General features: G+C 69.4%; 24 protein-coding genes. 13 read left to right on the top strand and 11 right to left on the bottom strand.

Features of this window, described 5'->3' with window-relative positions; genetic code table 11:
* The first annotated feature begins 42 nt into the window (after nucleotides 1–42).
* Nucleotides 43–813: an IclR family transcriptional regulator domain-containing protein gene (locus tag HHL11_RS10360; protein ID WP_169418306.1), complete on the top strand. Its 771-nt coding sequence runs from the start codon at nucleotides 43–45 to the stop codon at nucleotides 811–813.
* Nucleotides 814–823: 10 nt separating this feature from the next.
* Here HHL11_RS10360 and HHL11_RS10355 read toward each other — a convergent pair whose 3' ends face one another.
* Entirely contained in the window at nucleotides 824–1,039 is a 216-nt protein-coding gene (locus HHL11_RS10355; protein WP_169418305.1) for a hypothetical protein, read from the bottom strand.
* A gap of 58 nt (nucleotides 1,040–1,097) precedes the next feature.
* On the opposite strand from HHL11_RS10355, the gene HHL11_RS10350 reads away from it, so the two are divergent.
* Nucleotides 1,098–1,625, top strand: coding sequence for a DUF488 domain-containing protein (locus HHL11_RS10350; protein ID WP_169418304.1), 528 nt, complete (start codon nucleotides 1,098–1,100; stop codon nucleotides 1,623–1,625).
* Here the strand turns inward: HHL11_RS10350 and HHL11_RS10345 are convergent.
* Nucleotides 1,612–2,580, bottom strand: coding sequence for a Bug family tripartite tricarboxylate transporter substrate binding protein (locus HHL11_RS10345; RefSeq protein ID WP_169418303.1), 969 nt, complete (start codon nucleotides 2,578–2,580; stop codon nucleotides 1,612–1,614). The genes HHL11_RS10350 and HHL11_RS10345 overlap by 14 nt on opposite strands.
* Entirely contained in the window at nucleotides 2,577–3,773 is a 1,197-nt protein-coding gene (locus HHL11_RS10340; RefSeq protein WP_169418302.1) for a M20 aminoacylase family protein, read from the bottom strand. The genes HHL11_RS10345 and HHL11_RS10340 overlap by 4 nt, the downstream gene beginning before the upstream one ends.
* 60 nt (nucleotides 3,774–3,833) lie before the next feature.
* Between HHL11_RS10340 and HHL11_RS10335 the strand changes: the two genes are divergently transcribed.
* The gene (locus HHL11_RS10335; protein WP_240980049.1) at nucleotides 3,834–5,063 is read left to right on the top strand and encodes an MFS transporter; all 1,230 of its coding nucleotides are present in this window, start codon (nucleotides 3,834–3,836) and stop codon (nucleotides 5,061–5,063) included.
* 143 nt (nucleotides 5,064–5,206) lie between these two features.
* Here the strand turns inward: HHL11_RS10335 and HHL11_RS10330 are convergent, their stop codons facing one another.
* Entirely contained in the window at nucleotides 5,207–6,148 is a 942-nt protein-coding gene (locus HHL11_RS10330; RefSeq protein ID WP_169418300.1) for a ketopantoate reductase family protein, read from the bottom strand.
* 256 nt (nucleotides 6,149–6,404) lie between these two features.
* Between HHL11_RS10330 and HHL11_RS10325 the strand changes: the two genes are divergently transcribed.
* On the top strand, nucleotides 6,405–7,208 hold the full coding sequence (locus tag HHL11_RS10325) for a C1 family peptidase (protein WP_205964242.1): 804 nt from the start codon (nucleotides 6,405–6,407) through the stop codon (nucleotides 7,206–7,208).
* Between the two features lie 3 nt (nucleotides 7,209–7,211).
* On the opposite strand, the gene HHL11_RS10320 is transcribed toward HHL11_RS10325, so the two are convergent.
* Both HHL11_RS10320 and HHL11_RS10315 read right to left on the bottom strand, forming a co-directional pair.
* Complete coding sequence (locus HHL11_RS10320; protein ID WP_169418299.1) at nucleotides 7,212–8,207, bottom strand: alpha/beta fold hydrolase; 996 nt, start codon at nucleotides 8,205–8,207, stop codon at nucleotides 7,212–7,214.
* Between the two features lie 8 nt (nucleotides 8,208–8,215).
* Nucleotides 8,216–9,190 carry a Bug family tripartite tricarboxylate transporter substrate binding protein gene (locus HHL11_RS10315; RefSeq protein ID WP_169418298.1) on the bottom strand — a complete coding sequence of 325 codons (975 nt, stop codon included), beginning with the start codon at nucleotides 9,188–9,190 and terminating at the stop codon, nucleotides 8,216–8,218.
* 89 nt (nucleotides 9,191–9,279) lie between these two features.
* Here HHL11_RS10315 and HHL11_RS10310 point away from each other — a divergent pair, with 89 nt between their 5' ends.
* Nucleotides 9,280–10,212: a LysR family transcriptional regulator gene (locus HHL11_RS10310; RefSeq protein WP_169418297.1), complete on the top strand. Its 933-nt coding sequence runs from the start codon at nucleotides 9,280–9,282 to the stop codon at nucleotides 10,210–10,212.
* Nucleotides 10,209–11,177 (top strand): threo-3-hydroxy-L-aspartate ammonia-lyase, encoded by a 969-nt coding sequence (locus HHL11_RS10305; protein WP_169418296.1) that lies wholly within the window; start codon nucleotides 10,209–10,211, stop codon nucleotides 11,175–11,177. Before HHL11_RS10310 ends, HHL11_RS10305 begins: the two co-directional genes overlap by 4 nt.
* A gap of 46 nt (nucleotides 11,178–11,223) precedes the next feature.
* On the opposite strand, the gene HHL11_RS10300 is transcribed toward HHL11_RS10305, so the two are convergent.
* Nucleotides 11,224–12,864 (bottom strand): DUF2334 domain-containing protein, encoded by a 1,641-nt coding sequence (locus tag HHL11_RS10300; RefSeq protein ID WP_342593197.1) that lies wholly within the window; start codon nucleotides 12,862–12,864, stop codon nucleotides 11,224–11,226.
* A gap of 147 nt (nucleotides 12,865–13,011) precedes the next feature.
* Nucleotides 13,012–14,034 carry a Bug family tripartite tricarboxylate transporter substrate binding protein gene (locus tag HHL11_RS10295; RefSeq protein WP_169418295.1) on the bottom strand — a complete coding sequence of 341 codons (1,023 nt, stop codon included), beginning with the start codon at nucleotides 14,032–14,034 and terminating at the stop codon, nucleotides 13,012–13,014.
* A 35-nt stretch (nucleotides 14,035–14,069) separates the two neighbouring features.
* Here HHL11_RS10295 and HHL11_RS10290 point away from each other — a divergent pair, with 35 nt between their 5' ends.
* Nucleotides 14,070–14,621: a hypothetical protein gene (locus HHL11_RS10290; protein ID WP_169418294.1), complete on the top strand. Its 552-nt coding sequence runs from the start codon at nucleotides 14,070–14,072 to the stop codon at nucleotides 14,619–14,621.
* A gap of 74 nt (nucleotides 14,622–14,695) precedes the next feature.
* Nucleotides 14,696–15,502: an N-acyl homoserine lactonase family protein gene (locus HHL11_RS10285; protein WP_169418293.1), complete on the top strand. Its 807-nt coding sequence runs from the start codon at nucleotides 14,696–14,698 to the stop codon at nucleotides 15,500–15,502.
* A 1-nt stretch (nucleotide 15,503) separates the two neighbouring features.
* Here HHL11_RS10285 and HHL11_RS10280 read toward each other — a convergent pair whose 3' ends face one another.
* Nucleotides 15,504–15,887, bottom strand: a complete 384-nt coding sequence (locus HHL11_RS10280; protein ID WP_169418292.1) for a hypothetical protein — start codon at nucleotides 15,885–15,887, stop codon at nucleotides 15,504–15,506.
* 45 nt (nucleotides 15,888–15,932) lie between these two features.
* Here HHL11_RS10280 and HHL11_RS10275 point away from each other — a divergent pair, with 45 nt between their 5' ends.
* From HHL11_RS10275 to HHL11_RS10265, 3 genes are read left to right on the top strand one after another with little or no spacing between them, the layout of a single operon-like run.
* The gene (locus HHL11_RS10275) at nucleotides 15,933–17,153 is read left to right on the top strand and encodes a helix-turn-helix domain-containing protein (RefSeq protein WP_169418291.1); all 1,221 of its coding nucleotides are present in this window, start codon (nucleotides 15,933–15,935) and stop codon (nucleotides 17,151–17,153) included.
* A 49-nt stretch (nucleotides 17,154–17,202) separates the two neighbouring features.
* On the top strand, nucleotides 17,203–17,877 hold the full coding sequence (locus HHL11_RS10270) for a Vgb family protein (protein WP_169418290.1): 675 nt from the start codon (nucleotides 17,203–17,205) through the stop codon (nucleotides 17,875–17,877).
* Entirely contained in the window at nucleotides 17,874–18,629 is a 756-nt protein-coding gene (locus HHL11_RS10265) for a DUF899 domain-containing protein (RefSeq protein WP_169418289.1), read from the top strand. Before HHL11_RS10270 ends, HHL11_RS10265 begins: the two co-directional genes overlap by 4 nt.
* Before the next feature lie 6 nt (nucleotides 18,630–18,635).
* Here HHL11_RS10265 and HHL11_RS10260 read toward each other — a convergent pair whose 3' ends face one another.
* Nucleotides 18,636–19,031 (bottom strand): hypothetical protein, encoded by a 396-nt coding sequence (locus tag HHL11_RS10260; protein ID WP_240980048.1) that lies wholly within the window; start codon nucleotides 19,029–19,031, stop codon nucleotides 18,636–18,638.
* Between the two features lie 55 nt (nucleotides 19,032–19,086).
* Nucleotides 19,087–19,917, bottom strand: a complete 831-nt coding sequence (locus HHL11_RS10255; protein ID WP_240980047.1) for a mechanosensitive ion channel family protein — start codon at nucleotides 19,915–19,917, stop codon at nucleotides 19,087–19,089.
* A 163-nt stretch (nucleotides 19,918–20,080) separates the two neighbouring features.
* Here HHL11_RS10255 and HHL11_RS10250 point away from each other — a divergent pair, with 163 nt between their 5' ends.
* A complete protein-coding gene (locus tag HHL11_RS10250) occupies nucleotides 20,081–20,527 on the top strand; it encodes a DUF2844 domain-containing protein (RefSeq protein ID WP_169418287.1) in 447 nt (148 codons plus the stop codon).
* A 3-nt stretch (nucleotides 20,528–20,530) separates the two neighbouring features.
* Nucleotides 20,531–21,775: a DUF3443 domain-containing protein gene (locus HHL11_RS10245; protein WP_169418286.1), complete on the top strand. Its 1,245-nt coding sequence runs from the start codon at nucleotides 20,531–20,533 to the stop codon at nucleotides 21,773–21,775.
* The last annotated feature ends 77 nt before the right edge of the window (nucleotides 21,776–21,852 follow it).

Genomic DNA, 21,852 nt, shown 5'->3' with positions numbered 1-21,852 from the left:
GGAACGCGATCCGTGCGTTCCGCGGGTTAGCCCGAGTCCACCGTGGAAGCCACCGCCGAGGTCGACAAGAGCCTCCTCATCGAGGGGCTGGGCAAGGGCTTGCGCGTCATCGAATGCTTCTCGGATAGCCATCCGCGGCTGACGGCATCGGAGACCGCGCGGCTCGCCGGCTTGACGCGCACGGCCGCGCGGCGTTACCTGATGAGCCTCGTGCACTACGGCTACGCGGCCACCGACGGCAAGCACTACTGGCTGCTGCCGGCCATCCTGCGCCTGGGCCGCAGCTACCTGGAAGCGGCGCGCCTGCCGCGGCTGGTGCAGCCCTTCATGCAGCGGCTGTCGATGCAGACCGGCGAGACCGCCAACCTGAGCGTGCTGGACGGCCGCGACGTGGTCTACCTCACGCGCAGCAACTCGCCGCGCATCGTCTCCATCGGCTTCCATCCGGGCGCGCGCGTGCCCGCGCACGTGGTGTCGCCGGGCTTCGCCATCCTGTCGACGTTCAGCGAAGAGCGGCTGGCTGCCTGGTTCGCGGACGCCGAGTTCGGCCAGTTCACGCCGGAGACCATCACCGACCCGCAGTTGTTGCGCGACTGCGTGGAGCGCGCCCGCCGGCTCGGCTACTGGCTCGCGGACCAGTATGCGGACATCGGGCTGCGCGGCCTGGCAGTGCCGCTGAAGGACCGGCAGGGCCGCTGCGTGGGCGCGCTGAGCATCACCTTCCAGGCGCAGGTCTACCCGGGCGACGGCAGCCTGGTGAAGCTGCTGCCCGGGCTGCAGGAAGTCGCGCAGTTGCTGCGCGGGGTGATCTGAGGCGGGCGTCCTACATCTTGGGCGGTGCCATCACGCCCATCATCAGGTCTGTGTTGAGTTTCATCACCTGCTGGACCAGGCCCCACTGGCTGGTCATCAGCGTCATGAACTGCGGATTCGTGGGCGAAGCCTGCCCCGACATCGCCAGCTGCGCGGTGGTCTGCGCGATCTTCTGCTGCTCCGAAACGATCTTCTTGACCGCTTCGTTGTACTGGTCCAGGGTCATGGTTGCCTCCATCGGCGGGTGGGCCGCGGTCCCATCTTAGCCGCAGACCTGCTCGGCGATGCGCATCTGGACGGTCGGCCATTCCACTCGCAGCGCGGACGCGTTCCTCGCGCTGCTCCGCGGTTACGGCATCGAGGCGATCGCGGACGTGCGGCGCTTCCCCGGATCGCGCCGGCATCCGCAATTCGGCGCGGACGCGCTGGCTGCTTCATTGCATGCGAACGGCCTGGCCTACCACTGGATCCCGAGGCTGGGCGGCCGGCGCCGGCCTGCGCTGCCACCCGAGGAATGGGGCTGGCGCAATGCTTCGTTCCAGGGCTACGCCGAGTACCTGCGCACCGAGGAATTCGCCGAAGGCCTGGACGTGCTGCTGAACATGGGCGAGGCCTGCCCCACCGCGATGATGTGCTCGGAGCTGCTCTGGTGGCGCTGCCACCGCTCGCTGGTCGCCGACGTGCTGGTGTTCAGCGGCTTCGAGGTGACGCACATCGTCAACGAACGCGAGAGCAAGCCGCACCCGTACACCTCGCCGGCCCGCGTGGCCGACGGCCAGCTGCTCTACCCGCCGCCGGTCATTCCGCCTTGATGTTCGCTTCCTTTACGATGCGCGCGTTGGCTGCGAACTCCTTGTCTATCACGGCCTGGAACTGCTGCTGCGTGCCCGGGCTGGGCACGTTGTCCAGCTTGCGCAACTGCTCCTGCACGTCCTTGTCGGCCAGCACCTTGTTGATTTCTGCGTTGAGCTGCTGCACGTGCTCGCGCGGCATCGAAGCCGGCGCATAGAAGCCGAACAGCGAAGTGAGGTTGGCCTCGGGGAAGCCCAGCTCCGCCAGGGTCGGCACCTGCGGCATGGCCGGCAGCCGGTGCGGGCCGGTCACGGCCAGCACGCGCAGCTTGCCTTCGGCGATCAGGCTGTTGATGGCCGCGAAAGGGTTGGCCACGAACAAGTCGAACTGCCCGCCGGCGGCATCGGTGACGAGCTGCGTGCCGCCCTTGTAGGGCACGTGCGTGAGGTCCGCCCCCGACTTGCGGCGGATCTGCTCGATCATCACGTGGCCCAGGGTGCCGTAGCCGGAGCTGGCGATGCTCACCTTGCCCGGCTGCGCCTTCGCCTGCGCGATGGCGTCGGCGAAGCTCTGGCCCTTGAAGCGCGGCGTGGCCAGCACGTACACCGGCGAATACATCACCGAGGCCACGGCCACGAAATCCTTCAGCGGGTCGTACTGCACCTTCATCAGGTGCGGGTTCAGGGTCAGCGGGCTGATGGCCGCGAAGGCGATGGTGTGGCCGTCGTCCGCCTTAGCCGCGGCATCCATGCCGATGGTGCCGCCGGCGCCGGCGCGGTTGTCGACCACGATGGCCTGGCCCAGCAGGGGCCGCAGGCGTTCCGCGAACATGCGTGCGACCACGTCGTTCACGCCGCCGGCCGGATAGGGAACGATGATGCGCACGGGCTTGGTGGGCCAGGCGGCCTGCGCGCGCGCCGCCAGCGACGCGAACGATGCCAGGCCGAATGCGATGGCGCTGCGGCGGGTGGTCATGCTTGCCCTTCCTGGGCGAACCACTGGCGCGCCAGGTGCTCGTAGAAGCCCGCGCCCAGGCCGAGGATGTCGTCGTTGAAATCGTAGGACGGGCTGTGCAGGTTGACGCCCGGCTTGCCATTTCGCCCGTTGCCTATCCAGCCATACGCGCCCGGCACCTCCTCCAGCATGAAGCCGAAGTCCTCGGCGGTCATCGCGGGCAGCACGTCCGCATGCGCGTTGCCGGCGCCCACAGTGTCCGCCATCACCTGCGCCATGAAGCGCGCCTCGCGCGCGTGGTTCACCGTGGTGGGATAGCCCGGCTTGATGATCACCTCGGCGCTCGCGCGGTGTGCCTGCGCCACGTGGGTGCTGATGCGCTCGATACCTTCGACCAGCAGCTTCAGCGTCGCGTCGCCCAGCGTGCGGCAGGTGCCGTAGATGAAGGCCGTGTCGGGGATGATGTTCTCCACCGTGCCCGAGTCGATCTTGCCGATGGTGAGCACCGCGCTGTCCAGCGGATCGACGGCGCGCGAGACCAGGGTCTGCAGCTGGCCGACGATGGCGCAGGCTACCGGGATCGGGTCGACCGTCGTGTGCGGCTGGGCCGCGTGGCCGCCCTTGCCGTGCACGCGGATCTCGAAGCGGTTGGCCGATGCCATGATGGGCCCGACCCGCACGCCCATCTGGCCCGCGGGCAGCGCCGGCCAGTTGTGCAGCGCGAACACGGCCCGCGCGGGGAAGCGCTCGAACAGGCCGTCGTCCATCATCTTGCGGGCCCCGGCGCCGCCCTCCTCGCCGGGCTGGAAGATGAAGTGCACGGTGCCGTTGAAGTCCGGCCGCTTCGCCAGCAGCGTGGCCGCGCCCAGCAGCATGGTCGTGTGGCCGTCGTGGCCGCAGGCGTGCATGCGCCCGGGGTTGGCGCTGGCATATTCGAAAGTGTTCAGCTCCTGCACCGGCAACGCGTCCATGTCGGCGCGCAGCGCGATGGCGCGCTTCGGGTCGGCCGCATCGGGGCCGCTGCCGCGCAAGGTGGCGACCAGGCCGGTGCCTCCCAGGCCGCGCTGCACGGGCAGGCCGAGCGCCTGCAGCCACGCGGCCACCTGGTCGGACGTGCGCGATTCTTCGAACTTCAGCTCGGGATGCGCGTGCAGGTCGCGGCGGAACTGCACGAGCTTGCCGATGTAGGGGGAGAGGTCGGGCGAGGCTTGCATGGTCGGGGACGATCTTAGCCTTGGCGACGCGGCCTTGCCGGCCGCGCGACAATGGATGACATGAAGTGGTATTTCGGCTGGAACATCGTCGGCGCGGCCGCCGTCCTGACCCTGCTCTCGGTGGGCATGCGCCTGGGCATCGGGCCCTTCTTCCTGCCCATCGCGCACGACCTCGGCTTCAGCCGCAGCCTGCTCGCCTCCATCATCGCCGTCGGCATGCTCTGCTACGGCCTGGGCATGCCGCTCGCGGGCCACCTGGTCGCGCGCTACGGCACGCGCTTCTCGCTGGTGCTGGGCATGGTGATCGTGGCCGTGGCGACCTTGTGGGCGGTGCGCGCGCAGACAGCCTTGAGCTTCCTGTTGTCCTTCGGCGTGCTGCTGTCCGTGGGACTGTCCTTCGTCAGCCCGGTGGCGTTCACGCCGGTCATCAGCCGCTGGTTCACGCGCCAGCGCGGCATGGCGCTGTTCTTCCTGTCCACCGGCTCGATGGCAGGCATGGCCATCATGACGCCCGTGTTCACCTGGGCGATCGAGAACCACGGCTGGCGGCCCACGCTGGTCGGCTATGCCACGGTGATGGTGGTGCTGGCCGTCGCCGCGCTGCTGGTGATGCGCGATGGCGCGCCGGCGGACACGGACCTGCTGCCGGAGCAGCTGGCCACGCGCGGCGCCAGCGCGCAGGCCGCGCCAGCCAGGCCGGAGCGGCTGGCCGATGCGCTGCGCAGCGCGCCGTTCTGGATGATCTTCGGCGGCCTGTTCGCCTGCGGCTTCAGCATGAACCTGCTGGGCACACACGCGGTGCCGATGCTGATGGACCATGGCTACGACTCGCATACCAGCGCCTTCGGCATCGGCCTGATCGGGCTGGTGGCGATCTTCGGCACCCTGGTGCTGGGGCGCTGGTCGGATCGCCTGCCCCGGCGCAACATCCTGGCCGTGATCTACGCCGTGCGCGGCCTCGGCTTCTTCGCTCTGATGATCGTGGGCACGCACTGGGAGCTGTACCTGGCCGCGAGCGTGGGGGGCCTGGTCTGGGCCGGCAGCATCGCGCTGTCGTCGGCGATCCTGGCGGACGTGTACGGCGTGCGGCTCGTGGGCATGCTGTACGGCCTCGCCTATGTCGGCCACCAGCTTGGCGGCATGATCGCGGCCTGGCTGGGCGGCTGGGGCTTCGAGCACTTCGGCACGCACTGGGTCGCCTTCGGCGCAGCGGGCGCGCTGCTGCTGACGGCGGCGGTGGTGTCCTTGCAGTTGCCGGTTCGGAACATGCGGGTGGTCGCTCCGGCCTAGGGCTGGGCGCTTCGGCGAGCGGAGGATTTCAACGCAAAAGTACGCAGAAGCCGCGGAACGATTCGAGAAGGACTTCTGCGTTTTCTGCGCAACCTCTGCGTCTTCTGCGTTCTTCCTGGTGGCGTGGCGCGCGACGCTGAACGTCAAGCTGCGTTGCGGGCCCGACGCAGCTCGTAGGCTTGCAAATGGATCCACGCCGGCAACAGCGCCGCCGGGTCCGCGCCCGCGGCCTGCACCTTGTGCAGCATGTCGGCGACGATGTGCGCGCCTTCGGTGCGGTTGCCCGCTTCCAGGTCGCGCAACATCGATGCCGTCAGCGGCGAGCCGCGCTGGCGCAGCATCTGCCGGTAGCCCTCTTGCGCCGCTGCGCGCGGCGCATGCCCCGCGACTTCGGCGGCACGAACGCAAGCGTCGTAGGTCTGCTGCAGGTAGGCGTCGCCGCCCTCGGCTTCGAGGATGTCCCCCACCGACGCGCGCATCAGGCAGGTCGATGCCGCCAGCGTCGCCAGGCCGGTGAACTTCTCCCACAGCTCCAGCCAGATGTCGGCCGCCAGGATGGCCTCCACCGGAGTCTTCTGGAACAGCGCCAGCAGCTCCTGCAGCTTGCCATCCGCTTCCACGCTGCTTTCCGGCGGACGGCCGAACACGATGCGATGGATGGGCATCAGCTGCACCACTTCGCCCTCGGCGTTCAAGGTCGCCGGGATGCCGCAGCTGCCGGCCAGCACGCGCTGCGCGCCGAAGGCCTGCTGCAGCTTCGCGATGTGCGCCACGCCATTGAGCAGCGGCAGCACGTGCGAACGCTCGCCCAGGGCCGGCCGGATGGATTCCATCGCCGCGTCGAGGTCGTAGGCCTTGCAGGCCAGCAGCACCAGGTCGAACGTTTCGCCGCCCAGCTGCGACCCGAGCACCGGCCGCACGGCCTGCGTGAAGTCGCCGTGCGGGCTGCGCACCACCAGGCCACGTTCACGCAATTGCGCGGCGCGCTTCTCGCGCACCAGGAAAGCGATGTCCGCGCCGGCCTGCGCCAGCCGGCCTCCGAAATAGCCGCCGATCGCGCCAGCGCCCAGCACCAGGATCTTCATGGGGTCTCCTTGTCGAGCGGCAACGATAAGCGATCTGGAAACGCTTGGTCACACGCGGGGTAAATGCGCAATGGAAGTCGCACTTTGCTCGCCTCCATTCGGGTCGGCCACTCCAAACGGACGACGCGCCTGCGCGCCGCAAGGCCTTCAATGCACATGCCCCGGGAGCCAATGACGGCGGCGTCGCTCGGCGGGGACGGCGATGCGCAACGCGTCGCGCGCAGCGAGCCTCGCCGCCTCTGAAGGAGCATCTGCAATGACCTCACACAACACGGACATGCCGGAAGGCCTGCGTCGCCGCCAACCGTCCCGGCACGGGGGCTTCGGCTGGGTCCGCGACCTGCCCGATTCGCGCGACTTCATGTACGCCGCGCCGCTGCCCCACCTGGGCAAGCTGCCGCCCAAGGTGGACCTGCGTCCGCAATGCCCGGCCATCTACGACCAGGGCCAGCTCGGGAGCTGCACCGCCAACGGCATCGCCGCGGCGATCGAGTTCGACCAGCGCAAGGAGAAGAAGACCGAGTTCGTGCCCTCGCGCCTGTTCATCTACTACAACGAGCGCGCCATCGAGGGCCACATCAACGAGGACTCGGGCGCCCAGATCCGCGACGGCGTCAAGTCGGTCGCCAAGGTCGGCGCGCCGCCGGAATCCATGTGCCCATACGACATCTCGAAGTTCACCAAGAAGCCCAGCCCTGCCGCCTATGCCGAGGCGAAGAAGGACATCGTGAAGGTCTACGCCCGCGTGCCGCAGGTGCAGTCGCAGATGCTGGGCTGCCTGGCCGACGGCTTCCCCTTCGTCTTCGGCTTCACGGTGTACGAGAGCTTCGAGAGCGACGCGGTCGCCAAGACCGGCATGGTGCCGATGCCGGCGATGGGCGAGCAGGTGCTGGGCGGCCACTGCGTGGTGGCCGTGGGCTACGACAGCGGCACGCGCCACTTCATCGTCCGCAACTCCTGGGGGGTCGGCTGGGGCCTGCAGGGCTACTGCATGATGCCCTTCGAGTACCTGCTGAACTCGCAGTACTCCAGCGACTTCTGGACGATCCGGACGGTGTAGGTCTCAGGGCAGCAGCCAGCGCAGGTCGTCTTCCAGCCGGCGCCATTCCACGCCCGACGCCATGTGGCCGTAGGGGCTGTCCAGTTCGCGGTAGCGCTTTTCGCCGCGCACCTGGTCCAGCGCCTGCGTCACCGCGGGGTCGGGCGGGAAGATCTTGTCGGTCGTGCAGACGACGAACAGCAGCCGCGCACGGATCTCGTCCAGGCGCGGCCGCACGTCGAAGTGCTCCGCCGCGCCGGCCAGCACCACCATGCTGTTGGGGTCGAACTTGTCGGCCCAGTCGCGCGACTGCCGCTCCAGTTCGGCCTGGCGCTGTTCCGCCGTCGGCATGCGGTCTTCGTACAGCCGCTCGAGGCCGTAGTTGCGCAGCGTCTGCAGGCGCATCTCGAACAGCGTGTCGAACATGCCGCCGTGCTCGTAGTACCAGCCGCCGTGCCACTGCGGGCTGGCGGCGAAGCGCTTGCGCTGTTCTTCGGCGCCCAGGCCAGGCGGATGCGTGATGCCGGACATCAGCACGCCGGCCGCGTCCACCATCTCGGGATATTGCAGCGCCCATTGCAGCGCCTGCCAGCCGCCATAGGACGGCCCAGCCACGGCGCGCAGGTGCTGCACGCCCAGCTTCTCCAGCAGCCGGTGCTGCACGCCGACGATGTCGTGCAGCGTGACCGCCGGAAAGTCCGGTCCCCAGGGCTTGCCCGTCGCCGCGTTGATCGTGCGCGGCCCGGTGGTGCCGAAGGCCGAACCGAGCATGTTGGAGCAGACGAAGAAGAAGCGGTCCGTGTCCAGCGGCCGCCCGGGGCCCAGCAGCGAGGCCCAGGAGCCTTCCGCCGTGTGATGGCCGGGCGACAGCATCGACGGGCCGCTGGTGTAGCCGTGCGTCACCAGCACCGCGTTGGCGCCCTGCGCGTCCAGCGTGCCGTGCGTCACGTAAGCCACCTGCACGTCGGGCAGCACCTGGCCCGACTCCAGGGTATAGGAGCCGATCGAGAGAGTTTTCATGAGAGTCTTCAGTCGGGCCGGATGCCCGCGGTCTTGATCACCTTCGTCCACTTGTCCTGTTCGCTGCGGACGAAAGCCTGGTAGTCGGCAGGCGTGGTGCGCACCACGACGGCGCCCAGCGCCTCCTGCTTCTGCTTGAAGGAACCGGCCATGGCCTTCAGCGCCGCGTCGTGCAGGGCCTGGACCACATTGGCGGGCGTGCCCTTGGGCGCGGAGAGGCCGGCCCAGGCCGTCGCCTCGTAGCCGGGGTAGGTCTCGGCGACCGTCGGCAGGCCGGGGAACTGCGGGTTGCGCTGCGCGCTGGTGATCGCCAGCGGCACGAGCTTGCCCTGCTTGATGTACGGGATGACGGCGTCCTGGTTCAGGAACATCACCTGCACCTGGCCCGCCAGCAGGTCTGTGAGCGCCGCCGCGCCGCCGCGGTAAGGCACGTGCAGCATCGACGCGCCGGACCGCTGCTTCAGCATCTCCATCGCGAGGTGGCCGGAGCTGCCGTTGCCCGAGCTCGCGTAGGTGACCTGGCCAGGGTGGGCCTTGGCGAAGGTCAGCAGGTCCTTCAGCGAATGGAAGCCGGTGGACGGGTGGGCCACCAGCACGTTGGAGCCTTCGACGATCTTCGTGATGTGCACGAAGTCCTTGTTGATGTCGAAGTTCTGCCTGGGCACCAGCGCGCCGCTGGTGGCATTGCCGATCCAGGACAACATCAGCGTATGGCCGTCCGGCTGCGCCCGGGCCACGAGCTCCGCGGCGATGACGCCCGAGCCGCCCGGCCGGTTGTCGATGACGATGGGCTGGCCGAGGATCTTGCCCATGTCGTCAGCCAGCATGCGGGCCAGGGCGTCCGACGAGCCGCCGGCGGGCGCCGCGACGACCAGCTGGATGGGCCGGGTGGGAAAGGCCGGCGCCTGCGCCTGGGCCGCCAGCGTGCAGGCGGCGAGCGCGCCCAGGAACAGGCGGCGCGCCGTTTTCGCAATGTCTTGCATGTGTCTTTGTCTCCTGGCCGGCATCTTCCCGGAACTCCGGCGGCCGGCCCAATTGCTTTTGGCCGGGAGCCATTAAGATTTCCAATACCTTGCGCCAGACCGCCTACGTCCTCGTCAACCGCCTGCTCGCCCGCGGCAAGTTCCGGCACGTGCAGCTGCTGCTGAAGCTCGCCGAGCTCGGGAGCGTGCAGCGCACGGCCGATGCCATCGGCATGACCCAGCCCAGCGTCACCCAGACCCTCGCGGGCCTGGAGGAGCTGCTGGGCGTGCAGCTGTTCGAGCGCCACGCGCGCGGCGTGCGCCCCACCGCCGCCTGCCTGGACGTGCTGCCCGCGGCGCGCCAGATGTTCCTGGGCATCGCCGAGACGGCGGAGGTGGTGATGGCGCGCCACAGCACCGGCAAGGGCATCGTGCGGCTGCTGGCCTCCGCTTCGGCCTTGCAAGGCCTCTTGCTGCGGGCGCTGCCGGAGTTCCTGCGCGGCGCCCCGCACGCGCAGGTGCAATTGCGCGAGGCCGAGAACGACGACCTGCTGCTCGCCATCACGCGCGGCGAGGTGGACCTCGTCGTCTGCCGCCGGCCCACCGTCATCCCGGAAGGCTGGGCCTTCCATGCGCTCGAGGCGGACCAGCTGGTGGTGGTGTGCGACCCGGGCCACCGGCTCGCGCGCCGGCGGCGCCTCGCCTGGAGCAACGTGCAGGACGAGACCTGGCTGCTGTCGCCGGCCGGTTCCATCGCGCGCAGCGCCTTCGATGCTGTCTCCGCTTCCTTCAACGCGGCCGCGCGCACCTACCCGCTGGTCACGCGCGTGCTGGCCATGATGCTGCACCTGCTGCGCGAAGAGCGGCTCTTGTCGCTGCTTCCGCGCAGCATCGTGCGGCCGCTCGTCGACAGCGGCGCGATCTGCGTGCTGCCGCTGCCGGCAGTGGCCATGGAGCCGATCGGGCTGCTGGCCCCGCGCGAGGGCCTGCGGGAAGTGCCGCTGGCCCTGTTCGAATTCCTTCAGACACAATCACCCGCATGACCGCCACCCTTCCCACCTACGACGACGTCGTCGCGGCCGCCGGCCGCCTGCAGGGCCACGCCCACCAGACACCCGTGCTCACCTCGCGCACGGTCGACGAGGAGTTCGGCGCCCAGGTCTTCTTCAAGTGCGAGAACCTGCAGCGCATGGGCGCCTTCAAGTTCCGCGGCGCCTTCAACGCCCTGTCCAGATTCACCCCGGAACAGCGCAAGGCCGGCGTGGTCGCGTTCTCCTCGGGCAACCACGCGCAGGCGATCGCGCTGTCGGCGAAGCTGCTGGACATTCCCGCCACCATCGTCATGCCGCAGGACGCGCCGGCCGCCAAGCTGGCCGCCACGCGCGGCTATGGCGGCAACGTAGTGCTGTACGACCGCTACAAGGAAGACCGCGAGCAGATCGGCCGCGATCTGTCCGCCAGGCATGGCTTCACGCTGGTGCCGCCCTACGACCACCCGGACGTGCTGGCCGGACAAGGCACGGCGGCCAAGGAACTGTTCGAGGAGGTCGGGCCGCTGGATGCCTTCTTCGTGCCGCTGGGCGGCGGCGGCCTGCTTTCCGGCAGCGCGCTGGCCACGCGCGCGCTGGCGCCGCAATGCCAGCTGTATGGCGTGGAGCCCGAGGCGGGCAACGACGGCCAGCAGTCCTTCCGCAAGGGCGAGATCGTCCACATAGCCACGCCGCAGACCATTGCCGACGGCGCGCAGACGCAGCACCTGGGCGACATCACCTTCCCCATCATCAAGCGCGACGTCAACGACATCCTCACGGCCAGCGACGCGGAGCTGGCCGCCTGCATGGCTTTCATGGCCACGCGCATGAAAGTGGTGGTGGAACCCACGGGTTGCCTGGGCTTCGCGGCGGCGCGGCAGATGAAGGAGCAGTTGCGTGGCAAGCGCATCGGCGTGCTGGTGAGCGGCGGCAACGTCGACCTGGCGCGGTTCTGCAGCCTGGTCGGGGCCGCTTGACGCGACCCGGGACGAACTCGTAGTCGTCGTAGGGCGCGTCGGCCGCTCAATGCACCATGCTCGGCGAAACCCAGGTATAGCCCATCGCCGTCATCGCATTCACCAGGCTCTTCAGGTCCGCCAGCGCGGGCAGCTTGTATTCCGGCTCCAGCAGGAAGGGGTGGAAGAAGAACGAGCCGTAGCCGTCCCGCACGGTCATCGCGTATTGGGCGTTGGTCAGGATGTCCTGCCACGTGTACACGATGTTGGACGTCGGGTCGATGGCGGACAGGTCGTATTCGAAGTTGCCCAGGTTCTCCGGGATGATGCGCTGGCCGTAGTAGTCCTGGCCTATCGTGTACGGATAGAACTGCCCCACTTCCAGGTCGCGCGCGACCGCCGCGTTGAAGTTCGGCTGGTCCGCCGTGTAGTAGACGACCCGCTGGTACGTGGTGGCGAACGTCTGCGCCGCCGCCCTGTTCGCGTTGGCCGAGCCCTGGTAGTGCGGCATCTCCCAGGCCACCGGCGCATAGCCGTTGTCGTGCAGCTGGGCCAGCCCCGCCTGCATCCGCCCCTGCGCCCAGGCGAAGGAATCCTCGGCCACCGGTGAATCGGTGACGATGTTCCACATCTCGTAGTCGTCGCCGCTGATGCCGGTGTTCGGGTTGCGCGTGTGGTCGTACTGGTGCGTGTAGCCGTGCATCACGACCTCGCCGCCGCGCGGCAGCGCGTAATTGAGCTCCTTCTTCAGGTTGGTCGCCTGCGACAGCGGGATGTTCAGCGTCACGCCGTTGTTGTAGATGCCCAGTGCGTCGGTGAAATAGGGAATGGTGGCGATCGAGAACGGGATCTTCTGGCCGGACAGGTAATCCGTCAGCGTCTTCATCGAGGACACGGTGGTCCACGCGCTCACGTCCTCCAGCCGCACCATCGCCTTGTGGCTCTCGGCGTGCTGGATGCCCAGCATGTCGTGCAGCAGGTCGGCCAGCACCAGGTAGCGGTCGCGCGGGCCGACGAAGCTCAGGGGCATGTCGGCCACGTACCAGAACTTGCCGGAGCGCACGACATAGGGCGCGGTCTCGCCGGTCTTGGGGTCGGCCATGCTCACGACCGTCGTGGCCTTGGTGCCGTCGACGATGCCGGTGATGCCGACGTCCGGGTCCGCGTCGATGACGCCGTGCGCGCTGTCCCAGGCGTAGTACTTCACGAACGATTTGTTCTTGTACTGGATGGTGTCGAAGAAGCCCGGGCTGGGGTTGCTGGCGCTGGGCAGCGCGTTCATGCCGCGCAAGCCGTTGAACGAGAAGCCGCGCGTGGCATTGAAGTTGTACGAGCCGTTCCAGGCCAGCTGCCAGATGTTGTACTTGAACCAGACCAGCGTCTTCGCCGTGCTCGAAGCGTCCGCCAGGAAGGCCGCGGGCAGCTGGAAGTCGTAAGCCGAGCCGAGGTAGAAGGTGGCGTCGTAGCCGTTGATGGCGCCGGCCTGGTACTGCTGGACCGGCGTCATCGACACCTGGGCGTCGAAGTGGCCCAGCAGGTTGCGCAACATGATCGCGTAGGCGAACCCGATCTTGTCGTACGCCGTGCCGGAGGGCGTGTCGTAGAGCACCAGCACCTTCGGTGGCGCCGCGGTCTGGGCTTGCGCGGGAGCCCCGGCGAGGCACAGCAGCCAGGCCAGGACGACGAGGGAGCGGATAAGTTTGTTCACGGTGGCTGGATGTTTTCGGTGTAACCAGCCGTTCCGGGTAGGAGCGAAGCGCGAGAGCAGTCCATGGACCGGCCTACATCGGCTGACTGGAGGCCGACCCAGCTGCTGGGGTTCGCTGCGCGCAACCCAGCCTGCCGGCCCCCCGCGTCACTCCTTCAGCGAAATCCCCTGCAGCACCTTGTTGATGCGCGCGCGGTCCTGCTGCACGAAAGCGCTGAAAGCGGCCGGCGTGCCGCCGCCGGCGACAGCGCCCTGCAGCGCCAGCTTGTCGCGCACGTCGGCGGTCTTCATCACCGCATCGACTTCACGCGCCAGCCGGTCGGCGATGGCCGGCGGCGTCTTCGCCGGCGCATAGATGCCGGCCCAGCTCACCACCTCGAAGCCCTTGAAGCCGGGCGTCTCGGCGGCCGCCGGCACGTCGGGCATCAGCGGCAGGCGATGCGCGCCCGTCACCGCGATCGGCTTCAGCGACTTCGACTGCACGAAAGGCGCCGCGGATGCTGCAATGAGCATCGCCAGGTCGACCTGGTGGCCCGCCACGTCGGTGGCGATCTGCGAGCCGCCGCGGTAGGGGATATGCACCATGTGGATCTGGGCCTGCTGCTTCAGCATCTCGGTGGCCAGGTGCGGCAGCGTGCCGATGCCGGAAGTGGCATAGGTCAGCTTGCCGGGCTGCTTGCGCGCCAGCGCCACCAGCTCGCCGAGGTTGTTGGCGGGCAGCGAGGGATGCGCCACCAGCACCATCGGCGCGGTGTTCACCAGCACCACCGGCTGCAGTTCCTTGAACACGTCGTGGCGGTAGTAGGGCCCGCCCTGCGGCGCCGCCGGGTTCAGCGGCGAATCGCCGGCCACCAGGAAGGTGTAGCCGTCGGGCCGTGCCTGGATGGTCTTGATGAAGCCCACCTCGCCGCCGCCGCCGGAGACGTTTTCGACGATCACTTGCTGCTTCAAGCGCTCGCCGAGTTTCTGGGCCAGCAGGCGGGTGGTGCCGTCCAGGCTGCCGCCGGCGCTGAAAGGCACGATGAGGGTGATGGGGTGGTTGGGCCAGTCGGCCTGGGCCTGGGCCTGGGCGTGCGCGGCCGGGCCGCTGGCGAGGCCCAGGCCGAAGGCCAGGGCGGGAACGAGGCCGCGCAGGAGGCGGCGGCGGAGAACTTGCAGGTCGGTATCCATGGAGCGGATTGTCCGCCAGGCGCTAGCATTGCCCCATGCCGTGCCGCTTTCCCTGCGCCGCCCTGCTCCTGGCCTCCGCCTGCATCGCAGCGGCGGCCCAGGACGTCAAGCTGTTCGACAGCCGCGGGCTGCGCGGCTCCGAAGGCGTCTCGGTTCGCCTTCCGCTGCCCGCTTCCTGGCACAAGGTGGAACCGGAAGATGACTTGGCGCTGGCCGAATTCCGCGGCCCGCAGGGCCAGGCCACCGGCATCCTGCAGATTGCCCGCCGGCGCCTGCGGGCCGGCGCGGATGCGGCCTGCGCCCCCGCCCGCGCGCCGGAGCTGCTGCGCCAGCTGCCGGAGGAAGAAGCGGACACGCGCATCACCGATGTCTTCGCCCGCCAGGTCGCGGGCCGGCCCGGCTACGAGGTCCACTACGAACGCGACGCCGCGCCCGCGTTCCTGGCCGTGCGCAGCGTCATCGTCTGCCTGAAGGACAGCCGGCTCCTGGTCAGCTGCGGGGGCACCGCGGCGGCGAAGCCGGCGCTCGCCGACCTCGAGCCGGCCTGCCAGCACGTCCTGGAAAACGTGGAGATCTCCGAGGATTAAGGGAGTGCGGGGCGCCCCTGTCCTGGGGCACACTCGCGCGTGGTTCGCTTCAACCACACCAAGAGGAGATTCCCATGCGACGGATCCTTCAGGCCCTGGCGATCGCCAGTGCGTTCGGCAGCCTCATCGCGTCGGCCCAGCCGGCGCCCGAAGTGACGCTCACGCGGCTGGACTGCGGCAACGGCTTCAACGACCAGCGCCGCTTCAGCGACACCTTCGCGTACAGCGAGCCGCGCATGCCCTTCACCTTCAGCTGCTACGTCGTCAAGCACGGCGACGACTACATGGTGTGGGACACCGGCTATGCGCCCGGCTCGAACCCGAGCGCGCCCAAGGTCACGCTCGGCGAACAGCTCGCGCAGTTGGGCATCCGGCCCGAGCAGGTGAAATTCGTCGGCATCAGCCACTACCACGCGGACCACACGGGCCAGCTCGATACCGTGCCCGGCGCCACGCTGCTGATCGGCGACCGCGAATGGGCCGGCATCACGGCGCCCACGCCGCAGCCGAGCGCCAACGTCGCCGGCTTCAAGCACTGGATCAGCGGCGGCGGCAAGGTCGAACCACAGGCCGCCGACAAGGACGTGTGGGGCGACGGCACCGTCGTCATCTTGCGCACGCCGGGGCACACGCCGGGCCACCAGGCGCTGCTGGTGCGCCTGAAGGAAAAGGGCAACGTGCTCCTGAGCGGCGACGCCGCGCACTTCCACGAGAACTGGGACAACAACGGCGTGCCCGGCTTCAACTACGACCGCGCCGAGACGCTGGCCTCGCTGGAGCGGCTGAAGCAGATCGCGCAGAACCTGAAGGCCACGGTGATCATCCAGCACGACCCGCGGGATATCGGCAAGCTGCCGGCTTTCCCCACGGCGGCGCACTAGTTCAGAGCGCCTCCCACTCCGGCAGGCAATGCCGCGCGAGCGCCGTCACCCAGTACGGCTCGCGCGGGTCGAAGGCGAGGCCGAGCGCCGGGCTCACCAGGAAGCCGGCGCGCTCGAAGGCCTCCGGGTCCTGGCCGCGGATGAAGCCGGCCAGCATCTCGAAGGGCACGGCCACGTTGCCCAGGCGCAGCACCTCGGCCTGCATGGTGACCTCCTCCAGCCGGCCGCCGTCCTGGAAGCGGTAGACCACGGTTCCGTAATCCAGCTCGTTCAATCCCACGTCGTTGCGCTGCGCGCGCCAGGGCTCGCCGCGCGCATGCAGGATGTCCGCGCGGGACGCGCTGAACGGGACGCCTTCGACCAGGACATAAGGCTCGAGTCTCACGAGAGGCATTCTCGCCTTCCCCGCGCGGTCGGGTAGGCTTGCGCCATGGATTCGCTGATCGCCGCCTCCGCACGCGCGCTCGCCGCCGGCGACGCGCTGGGCGCGCTCAAGCGCGTGGCCCTGCGCGACGACCCGCCGGCGCTGGCGCTGCGCGGCATCGCGATGGCGCAGCTGGGCGAGCACGGCCGCGCGCGCGAACTGCTGCGCCGGGCCGCCCGCGGCTTCGGCACGCACGAGGAGCGGGCCCGCGCCCGCTGCGTCGTCGCCGAAGCCGAGGTGGCGCTGGCCATGCGCGACCTGGGCGGCTCGCCGCGCACGCTGGCCGCGGCGGCCGCCACGCTCGAGGCGCATGCGGACCCTGCCAATGCGCTGCAAGCGCGCCTGATCGCCGCGCGGCGCCTGCTGCTGCTGGGCCGCCTGGCCGACGCGGCATCCGCGCTGGAGCAGGTCGATGCACGTGGCTTGCCGCCGGCGCTGGCCGCCGTCGCCGGGCTGGCCCGGGCCGAACTGGCGATGCGCTCGCTGCGCATAGTCGATGCGCAGGCCGCCTTGCAGCAGGCGCAGTCCGCAGCCACGCAAGCCGGCGTGCCGGCGCTGCTGGCCGAAGTGGAAGAAGCCCAGGCCGTGCTGCTGCGGCCCGCCGCCAGCCGCCTCGCGGGCGGCAAGGTGCACCTGCTGCGGCTGGAGGAAGTGGCGGCGCTGCAGGCTTCCGGCGCGCTGGTCATCGACGGCTGCCGCCACGGCGTGCGCGCAGGCGCCGCGTGGAAGCCGCTGGCGCGCCGCCCGGTGCTGTTCGCGCTGGCGCGCGTGCTCGCCGAATCGTGGCCGGGCGACGCCGACCGCAACGTGCTGATCGCCGACGCCTTCCGCACCAAGCGCCCCGACGAGACGCATCGCGCCCGCCTGCGGGTGGAGATCGGCCGCCTGCGCACCTTGCTCGCGGACCTCGCCGACATCGAGGCGACGGCGCGCGGCTTCGTGCTGCGGCCGCACGAGGCCCGCGAAGTGGTGGTGGTCGCGCCGCCCATCGCCGGCGAGCAGGCCTCGCTGTTGGCGCTGCTGGCCGATGGGGCGGCCTGGTCCACCTCCGGCCTCGCCCTGGCGCTGGGCACCAGCCAGCGCACCGTGCAGCGCGCGCTGGCGGAGCTGGAGGAAGCGGGCCGGGTGCGCTCGCTGGGCCAGGCCCGGGCACGCCGCTGGCTGGCTGCGCCGCTGGCCGGATTCGCGACGAACTTGTTACTCCCCGCTGCCCTGCCGGCTGGCTAGAGTTCGTTCCACGGCGCCGCTTCCACGCGCCTTGCAAAGGACCCTCGCCATGAAAGTTGCAACGGAGAGCCGCCTCGCGCCCGCGCACGCCGCGGAGATCGTGCGCGAATACGGCCCCTTCCCCGGCGCCGCCAAAATCGCCGGCGTCACGCACGACGGCCACAACGTCTGGGCCGCCACGCCCGAGGCGCTGCTGGCCATCGACCCGGCCAGCGGGGAAACCCGGCGCCGCATCGCGCAGGCCTGCGACGCCGGCACCGCCTTCGACGGCAAGTACCTGTACCAGATCGCCGAAGCGCGCATCTCCAAGATCGACGCCGCCACCGGCGCAGTGGTCGCGACGATTCCGGCGCCAGGCCAGGGCAAGGACTCCGGGCTCGCCTGGGCCGAGGGCAGCCTGTGGGTGGGACAGTATCGCGACCGCAAGATCCACCAGATCGACCCCGAGACGGGAAAGATCCTGCGCACCATCGAGACCAACCGCTTCGTCACGGGCGTCACCTGGGTCGACGGCGAGCTGTGGCACGGCACCTGGGAAGGCGACGAGAGCGAGATTCGCCGCATCGACCCGCAGGACGGCACCGTGCTGGAGCGCCTGCAGATGCCGCCCGGCACCGGCGTCAGCGGGCTCGAGTCCGACGGCGCCGGCCTCTTCTACGCAGGCGGAGGCGAGAGCGGCAAGCTGCGCGCCATTCGCCGTCCCACTTCCAGGAGCAAGTCATGAGCACGAACGTAGAGAACCATTCCGTCGTTTCCGCTGACCGCTGGCTCGCCGCCCGCGAGACGCTGCTGGCCCGCGAAAAAGAGCTGATGCACCTGCAGGACGAAGTGGCGCGCGAGCGCCGCGCGCTGCCCTGGGAGCGCGTGGAGAAGGACTACGCCTTCGACACGCCGCAAGGCCGCCGCACGTTGGCCGAGCTGTTCGACGGCCGCCGCCAGCTGCTGGTGCAGCACTTCATGCTGGGGCCGGGCTGGGAGGAAGGCTGCAAGAGCTGCTCGTACATGGCCGACCACACGGACGGCATGAACGTGCATCTGGCGCAGCGCGACGTCACCCTGGTCGCGATCTCGCGCGCCCCTCTGGCGGAGATCGAGCGCTTCCGCCAGCGCATGGGCTGGCGCTTCCCGTGGGTGTCTTCGAATGGCAGCGACTTCAACCAGGACTACGGGGTCTCGTTCACGCCGCAGGAGCGCGCCAAGGGCGAGGTCCGCTACAACTACCGCGTGCAGCCCTTCGCGCCCGAGGAGATGCCCGGCATCAGCGTGTTCTACCAGGACGATGCGGGCCGCGTGTTCCACACTTATTCGACCTACGGCCGCGGCGTGGAAGTGATGATGGGCACCTACCGGATGCTGGACCTCGTGCCCAAGGGCCGCGACGAGCAGAACGCGGCCAACACGATGGACTGGGTGCGGCACCACGACCGCTACGCGTCGGGTGCCAAGAGCAGCAGCGGTTGCTGCTCGGAGAAGTAGCGCGGTTCAGCGGCGCAGCTTGCGCCGCGTGTCCAGGTACCAGGCGAGGAAAGGCAGCAGCAGCATGGAGCCAGGCAGCGCCCAGATGAAGAGGTAGGGGCTCACGCGCGAAGCGCTGCGCACCATGGCCTTCAGCTGCTGCTTGTCCTCGCGAGTCCACGAGTCGCCGCCCCAGCGCTGCTTCATCAGCAGCGGCCAGGCGCCCTTCATCATCGCGAGCTCGTCGCGCAGGCGGCGATGCTCGCGCTTGTTGCCGGCCAGGAAGGAACAGAACCACACCGGCGCCTTGCGCATCTTCACCTGGAAATGCTTCGTCGTCATCGGGTCGAAGCCCGTGTCGGGGTCGACGCCACCGGGCAGTTCGGTGGGCGACGGCGAGCCGAAGAATTTGAAGAGCGCCATCACAAAAGAATACGAAAGCCGCCAGGCCGTTGCAACCGCAAAATGGAGGTAGCGTTTACTGTCCAGCAAGTTCGGGAACTTGCTGGATGCGCGTGACGGTCACCGGCGTCGGCGCCGGCCAGCCGGCTTCGCGGCAGGTGCGGACGATCGCCTCGTTGGTGTCGAACCAGACCTGCCAGTAGTGCTCGTTGCTGCAGTAGGGCCGCACCGAGATCACCGGGCCCAGCAGGTTCAGGTCCATCAGGTTCACCTCGGGCGCCGGCGTGGCCTGCACGTTCGGGATCCGGGCAATGGCGTCGCGCAGGCGCTGGATGGCTTCCCGCGGGTCGATTGCACCCGACAACTGCGCGACGCGGTCCACGCGCCGGTACGGCAGCGCCGAGAAGTTCTGGATGGTGTCGCCGAACACCTTGCCGTTGCCGACGAGGGTCATCACGTGGTCGGGCGTGATGATGGTGGTGCCGAACAGGCCCAGTTCGCGCACGGTGCCGGTGACGCCGCCGACGGTGACGAAATCGCCGACCTTGAAGGGCCGCAGCACCAGCATGAAGGCGCCGGCGGCGAAGTTGCCCAGCATGCCGCTCCAGGCCGCGCCGATGGCCAGGCCGGCGCCGGCCAGCAGCGCAGCGAACGAGGTGGTCTGCACGCCGAAGTAGCCGAGGATGCCGATCACCAGCACGATGTTCAGCGTCACCGCGATCACCGAGCCCATGTACTTGTTCAGCGTCGGGTCCAGGTGGTTGCGGTTCATCGCCGCGGACAGCAGGTCGATCACGCGCGAGATCAGCCAGCGGCCGATCACCCAGAAGGCGACGGCCGCGAGCAGCTTCACGCCGATCGCGAGCAGGGTCACGCGAACGAAGGTCTCGACGGAGTTGAGGTCCAAGGCAGGCTCCTGGCTGACGGGAAGCCGACTGTATGGAACGAGCCCGGGGAGGGCGCTATGGGACCTTGGTGCCATGCAGGTCCGCGCCCTCCGAACTTTCTCCATTTTTCCTCCTCACACTCGCCGCAGTCGCCTGCTATTCGCTCGCGCGGGAGGGCATCGCATGAACAGGATCCTGGTCGCCTCGCTGTTGCTGGCAGGCGGCGCTGCGCACGCAGTGCTGGAAGGCCGTCCTGGCGACAGCACGGCGGCGCCGGCGCAGCGCAGTGCCGCCGCCACGTCGGCTGGCGTGGCCTATACCGAGTCCGTCCGCACCCTGCCCAGCGGCACCGTCATCCACGAATACGCCGACGGCTCGGGCACGGTCTTCGCCGTCGCCTGGTCCGGTCCGCACAAGCCGGACCTGAAGCAGCTGCTGGGGAGCCACTTCGGCGCGATGCAGGACGCAATGGCCGGCCAGCCGCGGGAGCGGCGCGCGAACCGTTCGCACATGGACGTTTCCACCGGCGACCTGGTGGTGCAGTCCGCCGGGCACATGGGCGCCTACGAAGGACGCGCCTGGCTGCAGTCGCGCGTGCCCACCGGCTTCGACCCGCAGGAGATGAAGTAGGCCATGGACCTGCGCTTCCGCGCCGCAGCCTGCTGCGCCCTCGCGGTCCTGCTCGTGCTGGCCGCTTGCGGCGGCGGCGGTGACGCCACCAGCACCACGTCGAGCACGACCAGCACCTCGAACCCGGGCGGCACGACCACGACTTCGGGCACAACGACCACGCCGGCCGTGCTGGCTTCCAACCAGGTGGCCATCACCGTCGACGGCGGCACCGATGGCAGCGCCATCAACTCGCCGTTCGTGCAGGTCACCGTCTGCACGCCGGGCTCGGCCAGCTGCCAGACCATCGGCCACATCCTGCTCGACACCGGCTCCTACGGCCTGCGCATCGCCGCGTCCGCGCTCGGTGGGCAGCTGTCCGGCCTGCCGGTCGTGAAAGCGCCCGACGGCAACGCGCTGGCCGAATGCGCCGGCTTCGTCAGCGGCTTCACCTGGGGCTCCGTGCGCACGGCCGAAGTGCACATGGGCGACGAAGTCGCGCAGGGCGTGCCCATCCAGGTCATCGACGACACCGGGGCCGCGTACGCGAGCGTGCCGTCCGCTTGCAGCAGCACCGGCAGCGACCTCGGCTCGGGCGCCGGCGCCAACGGGATCCTCGGTGTCGGTTTCCTCACGCGGGACTGCGGCGCGGACTGCACCACCAGCACCGCCGCGCAGCAGTACTTCTCCTGCACCACCGACGGCAGTTGCGGCGCCAGCCTCGCCCCGCTCGCGTCGCAGGTCGCCAACCCGGTGGCGCTGTTCGGCGCGGACAACAACGGCCTCGCGATCAGCCTGCCCGCGGTAGCGGCCGGCGGCGCGACCCGCCTGGGCGGCACGCTCACCTTCGGCATCGGCACCGCAGCGAACAACGCGCTTGGCTCGGCGCAGGTCTTCACCGCGAACGGCAACGGCAATTTCACGACCGTCTACCAGGGCCGCAGCCTCACCGCCTTCGTGGACTCGGGCTCCAACGGCATCTTCTTCCACGACCGCAGCATCCCCAGTTGCTCCAGCGGCTTCTACTGCCCCTCGAGCACCCTGTCGCTGACGGCCACGGCCAGCGGCAGCACGCAGGGCAGCGCGGCCATCGCCTTCACGGTGGAGAACGCAGGCCGCCTGTCGTCCTCCATCGTCGCCGACCACCTCGGCGGCGACATCAGCGGCTTCTTCGACTGGGGCTTGCCCTTCTTCTTCGGCCGCACGGTGTTCGTCGCCTTGCGGGATGCGTCCACGCCTGCCGGCACCGGGCCCTACTGGGCCTTCTAGGACGCAGCCGCCCACCAACCACGCATTTACCGGGCGTTTACCCCGCCGCAACCACGCCGCAACCCGGCGTGCGTGCA

The sequence above is a fragment of the Ramlibacter agri genome (assembly GCF_012927085.1).
GTDB lineage: Bacteria > Pseudomonadota > Gammaproteobacteria > Burkholderiales > Burkholderiaceae_C > Ramlibacter > Ramlibacter agri.
Note: the sequence above shows the minus strand (reverse complement) of the source record. Positions and strands in the feature narration are given on the sequence as shown.